The following is an 11387-nucleotide window of genomic DNA, read 5'->3' as shown; positions in this document are numbered from 1 at the left end:
CGATTATGGGCAAAATTTTTGAGGCAATTTCTAATTTCTTCCAAGCAGATGGATGGCCTATTCATCAAATTGGAACAGAACTTGCCTATAGTATGACATTTCAAGGAGAAAACGGTAAGTGGACTTGTATTGCTCAAGCTGTTGAAGAAAAAGAAGTGTTTATCTTTTATTCTATTCTGCCAGTTAATACTCCAGAGAATAAGCATTTACAAATGACTGAATTAATTACCCGTGCTAACTATGGTTTGCTTATTGGTAATTTTGAAATGAGTTTTGCAGATGGCGATACCCGTTTGAAAACTAGCATGAATACTGAGGGTGTTTCTGCCCTGGAAACTCCTATTCAAAAATTAGTTTATATGAATGTGTTGACAATGGATAAATATTTACCAGCAATGATGAAAGTTATCTATACGGATGTGCTAGCAGCACAGGCGATCGCACAAGTAGAAGAGTGCTTAGAGTTAGTCATGTTGTAAACAATACTTTTCGGTTAAGCATTTTTAACTTGTAATCTGGTTTTGGGAAAAGGTTAAAGGGTAAGGGTTCAAGGTTTTCTTCTACTTTCTCCCCCTGCTTTTTCAACCCCATCTTCAGCCGTGCTGTCAGGGGCAGCATTCTGGATGTAATAGGTTGCTATTGTCCAGCAAGTACAGATATGTTTCCAGATCGTGCCAGCAGGATAGGCAGTGCTTGGTAAGATGGTCGGAGTTAAGTGGGTATTCAGACGCTACATGGGCATAGCCGACGAACATAGGCGGCAACGTCGGAACAATGTCGGGGCGGTTAACGACGCGCCACGAATCTGGGATCAGCGTGTCGAATTGACCAGCAAAATTCTTGTCACCAATCAGGGGGCTAGCAAACGTCAGGGCGCTGACACTGTTGGGGATGCCTTTAAGGGTGACGGCGGCGTGCATAGCCAGCAGTGTCGCCATTGCTCCCCCCAGGCTATGCCCGGTAATGGTCAGGGACTTGCCCTTTACCAGTTCCCGGAGTGCCTCTATCAAGCGAGGTGACTTGTCGCTTTTAACAGTTGTGCAGCTGAAATACAGCGATGTGATTCCGTACTCAGTCGAACCCATGTAGACATCCTGACCCGACGGATCTGCGATCGCAAACTTTGTTTTCTGCAAATCGCCGTCATGGAACCACTCAAACCCATTTTGCGTTCCGCGAAAGGCAACAATTATGTCATTCTTCTGCGCGGAGACAGCGATTAGCCCGATGGGTTTTTCCGTGTTGAACAGTCCGTCTAAAGATTTTTCCAGCGCGTCCCGTCGGGATTGCGGCGTAGCGGGATCGAAAAGCGAGTCGTTGGCATAAATTTGGCCTTGCAGTTGGTAATCACCCGGTAGGGCATTAGTGGCAAAGTTAGCCCGGTTATCTTCCGCTACATCGTACAGCTGATAGGCGACTGCAATGGTCTTGCCGAGTTCAACTGCTCGTGACACGTCAAAGCGATCGATTGCCATGATCATCCTCCATTACGATTAAATCATTGCTGATGTGAAACTTTGAATTAAGAAAGCGAATAATTTAAGAGTCCTTGAATCCGCCCACTCGGTTAACTCTAAGCAATTTCTTACGGATGCTTTGGGCAAAAACTTTCTCACTTAGATTAATTTTAAACAACTAAATATAAGTCCACATATTATTTATGCAGTAATTATTTTTAGCTAACTAAATGAGAAAATATGGTTAATAGCCTATAGCAATATTTTCAATATTCCACATAATATAATTATTTGCTATTGTCCAAAAGTATATTTTTCAATTCGCTGTTTCGGATGAAAAAATATTTTAGTAAAATTCGACTTTTAGTTAATACCTAATTAATTTATTAATTAGTAGAATTTTACTAGGAGCTATAAAGCTTTAACTTATGCAATCAATATCAAGATTAAAACCGAGAAAAACAACAAGTTTTTGAAATTCATAAATATTTGATTATCAGGTTAGACTTTTTAGCTCAAGTTAATTACACATTTTTCAAGGCGTTATATTTGAGTAATTAATGCCTAGAATTTGTGTGAATATTAATATGTGTAATTACAGAAACAAGCAATTTACTTCTCAATAAAGCTGTGAGTTATGGTTTATAAAAAAGTCCAAAAATCTCTCGGAGATTGCTCAATTCAGAAGAAGCAATCTCAAATTAATCCTTCGGCTGTTGTTCGCCAAGAACAAAAAGATTCATCCTCAGCAAAGGTAACAAATACTAATATTCCTAGCCAAGCCCAGAGAGATGTCATTAGAAGAAGTATTTTTGATGCAGGAGTAAAAACAGTTCAGACCAAGTTGATAATTGGGCAACCTGGAGATAAATACGAACAAGAAGCAGATCAAGTTGCAGCACAAGTAGTCAATCAAATTAATTCACCTGCTTCAGCACAGCCAGCTTTAAACGAAAATATTCAAGAAAACACACTACAAATGAAGCCGTCAATACAGCTTCAGGCTGGTGGAGGTGATATTACCGCTACATCCGATCTAGAAAGTGCGATCGCCCAGGCACGAGGTGGTGGGCAATCCCTTGCTGACAACATTAGAGAACCAATGGAGCAGGCATTCGGGGCTGATTTTAGCAGGGTGCGAATTCATACGAGTTCCCAGGCGGATCAGTTAAATCGCTCGATACAGGCAAAGGCGTTCACTACAGGGCAGGATGTATTCTTTCGGCAAGGAGAGTATAAGCCAGGGAGTCGTGGAGGGCAGGAGTTGTTGGCACATGAGTTGACTCATGTGGTGCAACAAACACAAGAAGCAATTCAACCTTGCTATTTAATTCAACGAACGCTTAAAAGCGAAGAGGAAATCAAGACAAAATTTAATGAGCAAGAAAAAAAACTGCTCGACAAAGCTAGGGAGATGTTCAATATTGCCATGAGCAAGAAAAAAGGAAACATTACAGACCTAATAGCCATGCAAACTATAGGAGATATAGTGGAAATGATGGCAGTTCCAACTATGAAGGCTCTATATATGCAGCCCGATAATACAGAGGTATGGACAAATGTGCAATTTTCTATTGGTAAAACTAAATATAAAGAACCAGAATTAGATTATTTAGTTGTAAAAGACAATCAAATATACGTACTTGGAAGCGTAAAATCTAATTCCAAAGCATTCAAAGCAAAAACAGATAGAGAAATGTATACACAACTGCGCGATTATACAACAGTAAAGAATAAAAACATTAAAAAAATATTTGAAGAAAAATCCAAAACCAATGAACTCGAAGTGACTTATACAGTTATAACAAATGGAGAAAATGAAGGAGAAGAGAAAAAGATAAATTGGCAAGATTTTCAAAAGATGCCTGAAAATTCAGAAAAATTGCTCATCGATTTAATAACCCCTTCCGAAGAAGGTAAAGTCAGCAAAATCCAAAAAATGACTTCTTGGAATTTAGATGATTTAAAGCAATGGCTAGCATTGGGAAATAAAGACTACGAAAAATTATATAAAAGTCAAAATATGGCAAACGAAAAGTCTGAAGGCTAGAAATAATTGCCGATCGTAAGAATGATATAAATACTTTGGTAAGGGCGTACATCTGTGCGCTACTACGATAAATATATCTGTATCACTTTTTTGATGAAATGGTATAAAAAAGTGCGATCGCTACATATAAAAAATCATAGGGACGTACATCTGTACGCCCCTAGCCTATATATTGTTATTACCACTGACCTGAATAATCTTCTTGTTGCAAACCAAATAACTGCCGCCTTTTCCAAGCATACTGCAAAATGTTAATGCCTAATTCTTGAGCGGTGCGAATGACAACTCTAGATAAACTCAACTCTTGATCTGGCCCCCAACCTGAACCTAAATCACCAACAGCTAAAATAATTCCTCCCCCGATCGCCAGCTGCATAATTTGTTGATTAATCATTGGTAAAGCAGCAAATAAAAATGGTTTGCTTCTGAGAGGATGATTGCGTCGCAATTCTTCTAAAGGTTTTAAAAGATAGCCTAATTGTTGAGCTATAGTTTGAGTGCTTTCTATTAAACCTGTAGCATTATGTGGTGCATCAACTAAAAGCACTCCACCGTTATCTAGATAAAATTTTAAAGCTTCAAATTCTCTACTATTTAAAGAAAGTGCTTCCTTACCAGTGAGATAAAGTAAGTCATATTCTTGAATATTTTCTTCTAAAGAAATTTGACCTACATCATCAGCACCTCGTAAAGAGGGATGAAGAACTTCTACAGCTTGTAACAAATAGGAAAGATTAAAAAATGTGCGTGCATATTCAGAATCACCGTGAGTGACTAAAGCCATACGCACGATCGCTTGAGGACGAGATTGAGCTTGAAGGCGATAACGCAAATCTATATTGTTATAGCCGGGGAAAAAGACATCACTGGGTAAGGTAATTGATACGGGGCCTGGTTGTAAGAATATCCGACAAAGCTCTATCTCTGTAGGTTCTGGTCGTTGACGCTTTTCGTCTATGCGAAAAGTTTCTTGGATAAAATCATTGTTTTGCTCATCACGACGCAGTTGTTCGGGATCTACATAACTAGCTACGAGATAAATCATCACAGGTTCGGAATCAGGTACTTCTGTAGCGATGCGAAAAGGAATAGCATTTGGGACAACAATTACATTACCAGCCACATCGATCGCAATTCCTGGTTGAATTTCTATCCAGCGATTATCTCGATATTCAGCTTTGACTGAGGATGGAGCCGGAATAGGTCTTACACCTAAGCCACAAACAACCCCAGGCTGATTTAACGATTGATAGTGAGCATTTTGGCGTTGGCGATGGTATTCATGAGCTTTACGCCAGCGATCGGCGGTAATTAATAACCCATCGGAGGCTTGAAGGCGGTTTAATGGTTGAATTGGTGGTGTGGGAAATGGATGAGTCATAATACTAATTTGTAATTCGTAATTAAAGAAGTAAAGTCCAGGGGTTAAAATTGTGAAACTTGGATTATTAAAATTTTTCTACAAACAAGTTATAGGTGCTAAAGGCAGGTTTTTCTTGCTCAATAATTTGTCGCACTAATATTTCATCTATATTTTTATAGTTATCAGAACGTAAGCGAATATTAAAGTGATATGGTTGCCCTCCTCCTAAGACTGCATCTTCTCCTAATTTTGCTGAATCTAATATAAAACCTCGACTAAAAGGTTCTGTAATACTAATATGTTTATTACTTTCTTGAGCTATATGCTCATCTAAAGGCAAACCTGTATAAAGATGTAAGTAAAGACGTAAACCTTTACGAGTTCCTCGCCAGCGATAAAGTTCTATAGCACGACGAATTAAGCGACGTTGTTGAGCAATATCCCACACAGGATCTAAAGGCCAAGCTACCCAATGAGCTAAAAAAGGTAATAAAGCTTGTGGTGCTGTTAAAGAGTCTAAATTAGCCCACATGACATTGAAACTTTCAATTAGTGGCTCAACAGTTTCTTCAAATATCTTTATGAAGCGACCAATAAAATCAACTTCACGATATATAATTGGCAAAAAATTTATATAGCGGCTATGAGGGCGAATATATAAATTAAACTCTTCTTCCTCAATTTGTTCTTTCTCAGTGCCGGGGTCGATATAGACATAAACCCTACTACGAAAATTGAGAACTAAACGGTCTTTGTTTTCAGGATTAATAGCTTGTTGGTCTTCAAAATAATTAGCAGGAATTGAGAAATACAGCACTGCATCCATTTGCGCGCCAGGTGCAATCTTATTATCCTCGGTGACAACTTGACACCATTCGCTAGGAAAGTCACCTTCAACTTTTAAAGTTAATCGCAAATTTCGCTGTGCTAGGTTTTTAACTTGTACAACTATTTCACTAGATTCTCCAGGATGGACAAGTAAACTCTTTTGTGTGATGGATTCTGTAGCTATACCAGGAGCAAACCAAGTAGATTCTTGATTTGGTACAGTTTCAGGAATCCGCATTGGGGTTAGTTGAATGCTGACTAGAGGAGTGCTGAACAGAGTTTGTAGCATGGCATTAAATTAATTAGGTTTTTATGTCTGGGTTTCAGGGAGTAAGCAAGGTGATATCATGACCTGAACGCAAGTTGCTATCAGCCCAAGAACAGACCAAACCTTGTAAGCCTGGGTCAATATAAGGTTCTGACTCTTTTTGTCGAATCCAAGTCTGACCTTGCTTGTGTATGGGAAAAAGCAAGACAGGGCCTAAATAACGCACGCCAGGGGTTTGCTGAAGTAGTGCAATGATGTCTGAGGGATAAACAGGTCGTCCAAAAGGCCAGCCTTTACCTTCTGGGCCTCCAGTGATGGGATTGAGGTATCGATACAGCGCAAGGCGGAGATTAAATAAGATTTCTTGTTGAGCGTTGGGATGGTTGTAAGCTGATTCAAGTGCAACTTGCGCTCTGACGGAAACGCCTATATATTCCGGTTCGCCCAATTGCACCTGCACTCCTAACAAACGTCTGTCATCTAAATATCGCAGGATTTTTTGTTTGAGTGCGTCTTCTAAAACAAGCTGGTCTGGTGCTATCCCCACACCTTGCACGATCGCCTCTGTATTTGCTTCTGGTACAACTAACAAACTTACTGTTCCGGCGGCGCGAGATGAGTCTGGTGGTAAGCAACGAACTCTAGCGATCGCACCTGCGCTGGCTTGAAGTGTTAAAGTTTCAAAGTCTTCAACGGTAACAGCGCGATCGCGTGTGCGTAATATTTGCGGCGCTCTTAAAACTGCTTGTTCTAAGGTTTCTGCATCGCTGCCATTGTGTGCTGCTCGATGGTTCGTTACCCTAGTCACATAGGGAATAGCCGTTCTGAGAAACCTCAGCGTACCACTTTGAACGTTACCTTTTCTTCCACCACCAAGGCGATAAGCAACTATTTTAATTTCTGCTCCCGGCGGTGGGACGGCTCCATATTGATTCTCTAGTGATGGTTCAGAATTGGTATTGTTATATGTCAGCCAATCTTCTTTTGTAGGCTGTTGTATTCTTGAGCGAATCTGTGTTTGGCGTTTGAGTGAGTCAGGTTCTCGAATCAAAGGCCCGAACTGAATTTTACCAGTGAGGGAATCAATAGTGTAGTGGGGGTCATTCAGACTAGAATCAGCAAAATCTCTCACTTCTTGCCACTTTTGCGGCAAGCCATTAGGAGGAGTTACTAAAATATACTCATTTTCTTGACGCTCTAAAATCGGTGCGCTTTGTAATTGAAATGTCTGGCCTGGTTTGCCATTACTAATTCCCAAGCGTTCATTGCGAACAATAATATTGTGACTAGCATTTACTGTGCCGCCAATTGCTCCTACAGATAAACCAATAATTCGCGGTGAATAAGTGTAACCAGGTTGGTTTTTGTCTGGAGTTGTAAAAACGCACCGCAGCCACCTTCCTCGATAGGTGTTAAAGTTAGTAGTCGGCCATGTTTGTGGGAGATGCAAAACTACATCTGCTCCTTGCGCGGGATTGCGACCTTGTTGAGCAATTTCATAAAAACTGAAGCCACGAGTTTCATCATCTGCTTCTTGCAAGAGTACAGGTTGCCAATGTTCGCCGTCCCACGCTTCCCAAGTCCGGGGAGGACGATTAGGATTAATACCCGTAGATGTGGCAGCCGCTCCTCTAAAAGTGATTCGCAAGACATTTCCCTCTAAAGGTTCTTCTGGATCTAGCACTAGATAAAAACAATTACCTGGTTTTGGTTGATCCTCAAATAGCAGTTGTTCTCGACCTTCCCAATTACCATTGGATTGATGAGTCCACTGACTAGTGACGCGATCGCGCAAAGTTTGAGGATGGTCTTCTAAGGTTTGAGAGGTTAAAAAGTTCCGCAATTTGGGTTTACCAATGACCAACGCGCGATCGGTAGTAAAAACTATGGCTTCTGTTGTTTCTGTTCGTTCTGTAGCTACTTCCACCCCAGCCGGAATTGTATAAGTTTCATCTAAATCTGTGCTTAAGTAAAAGGTCAAGTCTGTTTGTGCTGGTGCTGGAGACTGGAGACGAATACCCAATAATTCTAAAAAAGCTACATAATTTTTACGAGGTATGCGGTTGAATCTGAGCAACATTTGGTCAGTTAACCAAGCAAAAAGTTCTATCAGCGTAATCCCAGGGTCACTAATATTGTGGTCTGTCCACTCTGGACAGTAGCGTGGGATTCGTAGGATACACTCTTCTACTAACTCATCAAAGGTGCGATCGTCCAAGTTAGAAGAAGGCAGTTTAGGGAGAAAATCAAATTCCATAATTATCCCGCCATTGAATTTAAGTAAAAAGGATAAACAAAACTGTAAATATCAGGAGCCTCTTTAAGACGATAATTAATCATGATGTCTACTCGTCCTCGTATCGGATCTGGGTCAGTTTGCACTTCATCAATAATGATGCGTGGTTCCCATTTTTGTAGAGCTTCTAAGACATATAAACGCATCTGTATTAGGGTGTCAGTATTCATAGGTGCAAACGCTAATTCTGATAAGCGTGAACCAAAATTAGGACGATACAAACGTTCGCCTAAACTAGTGCGTAATATAATCCAAATAGATTCTTTAACCTTCTGTGCTTCTGCGTTTAATGTTATTCCTCCTTGCACATTTGGATGTAATGGAAAAGCCCAACCTCTACCTAAATAATCTTGTTGTTGACTATTAACCATATTGGCTATTTAACGTCTATAACATTCAGAATAATAGAGTTGCTTGTATATGCCTATTGGTCGCAGGTCGAAAATATTATGTGTATGTTCAATTAGTAGGGGCGCACAACTAGCTGTGCGCCCCTAATAGGGTATGGTATTTATTTGCAGATTTCACACTACTGGTATGGCATTGGCGGTTACTAAACCTTCCATAGAAATTGATGCAGCCGCCATGTTAATTTCTGATGCTTCCATAGTGATGGCAAGACTAGATATATTAACTTCACTTGCTTCTACACTAACAGCACCTGTAGCATTAATGTTAACGTCGGCTCCTGCCCGAATACTAATCACGCCGCTTGTTTGTAAACTGACTATCATCACCTCATCATTAAGGGTTAAATTTTGACCAGAGGTTGTTTGAATTTCAATTGATTGTAGAGGCTTATCATTTAAGTGGACTTGATGACCTCCAGAAGATGTAATTCTGATACCTTGTGCAGTTGTCGCATCATCCAAACGCACTTTATGACCCCCAGAAGTTTCAATTTCTATGAATTGGTCATCTGGGGTACTATCTTGATCATTCAAGCGGATATGATGTCCACCAGCTGTATAAATATAGATGCCATCTTTACTATTATTTTCGTTACCACCACCTCCATCGTCTTCTACAAATTCAACAGTGTGACCTGTGCGAGTTCTAATTGTACGTAGCCTGACTTTACCTTTGTTAATGGTATCTTCTACTTTTTCAGGTGTTTTATCTTTACCATTCCAAACACCTCCAATAATGAAAGGACGATGAATATTCCCATGTTCAAAACCAACTAAAACTTCGTCATCTATTTCCGGTAAACAATAAAATCCTCGATTATTAGCAGCACCTAAACCTACTACTCTCGCCCAATAACTACTATGTTCTTCTGTTAAAGTGGGAAATTTAACTTTGACTCTACCCATGCTTTGGGGGTCATTATTATCAGTGACAATACCTACTAAGAATGTTTGCCCAGGTTGTAAGTGTGTTGGTGGTGATAGGGTTTTAAGTAAACTGCGATCGCGTAAACCTCGGACACTAAATTCGGTTGTATAAACTAGGTTTTTATAGATGTGGCGTGTTTCGGTGATATGATATTCTCCGTTGTAGCGATCGCCCATTCCCTCCAGTTTAACCACCTTTCCAGCGCGAATTTCTGGATTACCGTTGGCTTTGCCATCTGCATGAACAAATTCTCCCCCCAGTTCATTACACAAAGCTTGCGCTATCATCTCTGCATCTTTGGGGTTATAAACGGGTTGGTCTACAACAATCATCTTGGGAGGTTGGTTACTCAAGTTAAAATCGGTACTGGTGCTACTTCCTTTTCCACTACCAGTTTCGGTAATAACATTCTCAGAATTAGCTGTTGAGGTAATCAGTTTTTTTTGCGTATAGTCCCAACAGCGAACTTCCACATTATTTACTTGTTGAGCAGTTGTCACACGCGGATAAAAGCTATTAATGTCAATCAACCATTTGAGGTTTAAAGAAGAATCTTTTTCAGGTTTATGAAAGTTCAGCTTATTATCTTGAACATAGAGCAAAAAACCAATCAGAGCCGCTCGTCGTTGCAGAAATTCCATATTGGTTTGATTCTCTTGGAAAATATATTCATGAGTTTCCCCACTTTCTTCTATTTTACCAAGTTGTATACTTACTTCAGATGCAATTTTACGAACAATATCGCTATCAGTTTGATTTAAAAATGAGCGATTGTAACGACCACGATGTAGCCTATGAGAAACATCATAACCACGAATCAGGATGTGAGCGTCAGATGTTTCTTGAAAATATGCTTCAACTGCTGTAACTTCACACTCGATTAAATAGTTCTTTTCGTAATTATTGAAGTCTTTATCTAAAGTTGTACTATTAGAAAAACCTAATTTGAGTTTATCACCAATCTTAAAATAGTTATCGTAACGCCACGGCTTATTTCCCTTAGTACCTGAAAGATATGTATTATTGATGAGTAATGTAAACATTGAAGGTAAATGTAGGCTTTCTTCTACAATTACCTCTAATACATCATTCATCAATTCTTTTGGCGCATCTGTACCATTAATTTGTAGCTGTAACTGCGAAAGATAAAGTCCTGGTTTTTGTTGAGTAGCCATAACTATAATTTAAAATTCCAAAAAAGTTAACTTCTTTATTCTATGGGAGCTAAATTTTGAGATTGTCCTGTTGTTCGGTCTAAACCAATAGAAGCAGTTTGCTCAATAACACCTGGAGAATCAGAAGGATCAACTTCTAATAAATCTAAATCTACTAATGCTCGCAAAGGTGTGCCATCACTGCGGAACATCGTGAAAGTATAAGATAGTCTAGTAACGACGCAATGAAAATATTTTTCCTGCCACTGTAAGTAATAAACTGGTGGACGTTCATTAGCGTTAGACACAGGAGTTACACATTTTTTTAGAAGGTCAATATAATAAGCTAATGGTTTTTGTCCTTGTTGGCTGGAATTTTTGGTTTCATAGGTGTCAAATATTAAGTTCTGAAGTTCAAACTTAAAAGGTTCAAGTCCGGCAAAATAAACTTTAGGTAGTAGTGAAGTTCCGCGATTACCTGTTTGGTATTCCCAATTGTTACTTCTTGAAAAATGAATTTCTTTAGGATTAAACATAAATTCAATCGTGTTAGTGTTGTCATCTATACAAACTAACTTTGCTTTTACAAGATTATTTTGTGTTTGGTTTTTTTGTGTTTGCGAATTAACCATT

9 protein-coding genes are annotated in these 11387 nt (G+C 39.4%); 2 read left to right on the top strand and 7 right to left on the bottom strand.

Annotation, left to right across the window (positions count from 1 at the left end; translation table 11 throughout):
* Positions 1-5 precede the first annotated feature (5 nt).
* The gene (locus tag H6G76_RS21795; RefSeq protein ID WP_190705421.1) at positions 6-479 is read left to right on the top strand and encodes a YbjN domain-containing protein; all 474 of its coding nucleotides are present in this window, start codon (positions 6-8) and stop codon (positions 477-479) included.
* A 126-nt stretch (positions 480-605) separates the two neighbouring features.
* Here H6G76_RS21795 and H6G76_RS21790 read toward each other — a convergent pair whose 3' ends face one another.
* Positions 606-1475, bottom strand: a complete 870-nt coding sequence (locus tag H6G76_RS21790; RefSeq protein ID WP_190705417.1) for an alpha/beta fold hydrolase — start codon at positions 1473-1475, stop codon at positions 606-608.
* Between the two features lie 619 nt (positions 1476-2094).
* Between H6G76_RS21790 and H6G76_RS21785 the strand changes: the two genes are divergently transcribed.
* Complete coding sequence (locus H6G76_RS21785) at positions 2095-3507, top strand: DUF4157 domain-containing protein (RefSeq protein ID WP_190705414.1); 1413 nt, start codon at positions 2095-2097, stop codon at positions 3505-3507.
* Positions 3508-3685: 178 nt separating this feature from the next.
* Here the strand turns inward: H6G76_RS21785 and H6G76_RS21780 are convergent, their stop codons facing one another.
* The 6 genes from H6G76_RS21780 to H6G76_RS21755 form a co-directional block, all read right to left on the bottom strand.
* Positions 3686-4888 (bottom strand): DUF4159 domain-containing protein, encoded by a 1203-nt coding sequence (locus tag H6G76_RS21780; RefSeq protein WP_190705411.1) that lies wholly within the window; start codon positions 4886-4888, stop codon positions 3686-3688.
* A 67-nt stretch (positions 4889-4955) separates the two neighbouring features.
* On the bottom strand, positions 4956-5987 hold the full coding sequence (locus H6G76_RS21775) for a phage tail protein (protein WP_190705408.1): 1032 nt from the start codon (positions 5985-5987) through the stop codon (positions 4956-4958).
* A 34-nt stretch (positions 5988-6021) separates the two neighbouring features.
* Positions 6022-8223: a putative baseplate assembly protein gene (locus tag H6G76_RS21770; RefSeq protein ID WP_190705406.1), complete on the bottom strand. Its 2202-nt coding sequence runs from the start codon at positions 8221-8223 to the stop codon at positions 6022-6024.
* Between the two features lie 2 nt (positions 8224-8225).
* Positions 8226-8633 (bottom strand): GPW/gp25 family protein, encoded by a 408-nt coding sequence (locus H6G76_RS21765; protein WP_190705403.1) that lies wholly within the window; start codon positions 8631-8633, stop codon positions 8226-8228.
* 153 nt (positions 8634-8786) lie between these two features.
* Positions 8787-10775, bottom strand: a complete 1989-nt coding sequence (locus H6G76_RS21760) for a VgrG-related protein (RefSeq protein ID WP_190705400.1) — start codon at positions 10773-10775, stop codon at positions 8787-8789.
* Between the two features lie 35 nt (positions 10776-10810).
* A complete protein-coding gene (locus tag H6G76_RS21755; protein WP_190705397.1) occupies positions 10811-11386 on the bottom strand; it encodes a hypothetical protein in 576 nt (191 codons plus the stop codon).
* Position 11387 lies beyond the last annotated feature (1 nt).

It is taken from the genome of Nostoc sp. FACHB-152, from assembly GCF_014697475.1.
Lineage (GTDB): Bacteria > Cyanobacteriota > Cyanobacteriia > Cyanobacteriales > Nostocaceae > Nostoc_B.
Note: the sequence above shows the minus strand (reverse complement) of the source record. Positions and strands in the feature narration are given on the sequence as shown.

What these genes read in the sequence shown, in the direction of transcription:
- H6G76_RS21780 (WP_190705411.1), bottom strand. Translation starts at nt 4,888, where the DNA reads ATGACTCATCCATTTCCCACACCACCAATTCAACCATTAAACCGCCTT.
- H6G76_RS21795 (WP_190705421.1), top strand. Translation starts at nt 6, where the DNA reads ATGGGCAAAATTTTTGAGGCAATTTCTAATTTCTTCCAAGCAGATGGA.
- H6G76_RS21785 (WP_190705414.1), top strand. Translation starts at nt 2,095, where the DNA reads ATGGTTTATAAAAAAGTCCAAAAATCTCTCGGAGATTGCTCAATTCAG.
- H6G76_RS21775 (WP_190705408.1), bottom strand. Translation starts at nt 5,987, where the DNA reads ATGCTACAAACTCTGTTCAGCACTCCTCTAGTCAGCATTCAACTAACC.
- H6G76_RS21765 (WP_190705403.1), bottom strand. Translation starts at nt 8,633, where the DNA reads ATGGTTAATAGTCAACAACAAGATTATTTAGGTAGAGGTTGGGCTTTT.
- H6G76_RS21760 (WP_190705400.1), bottom strand. Translation starts at nt 10,775, where the DNA reads ATGGCTACTCAACAAAAACCAGGACTTTATCTTTCGCAGTTACAGCTA.
- H6G76_RS21790 (WP_190705417.1), bottom strand. Translation starts at nt 1,475, where the DNA reads ATGGCAATCGATCGCTTTGACGTGTCACGAGCAGTTGAACTCGGCAAG.
- H6G76_RS21770 (WP_190705406.1), bottom strand. Translation starts at nt 8,223, where the DNA reads ATGGAATTTGATTTTCTCCCTAAACTGCCTTCTTCTAACTTGGACGAT.
- H6G76_RS21755 (WP_190705397.1), bottom strand. Translation starts at nt 11,386, where the DNA reads ATGGTTAATTCGCAAACACAAAAAAACCAAACACAAAATAATCTTGTA.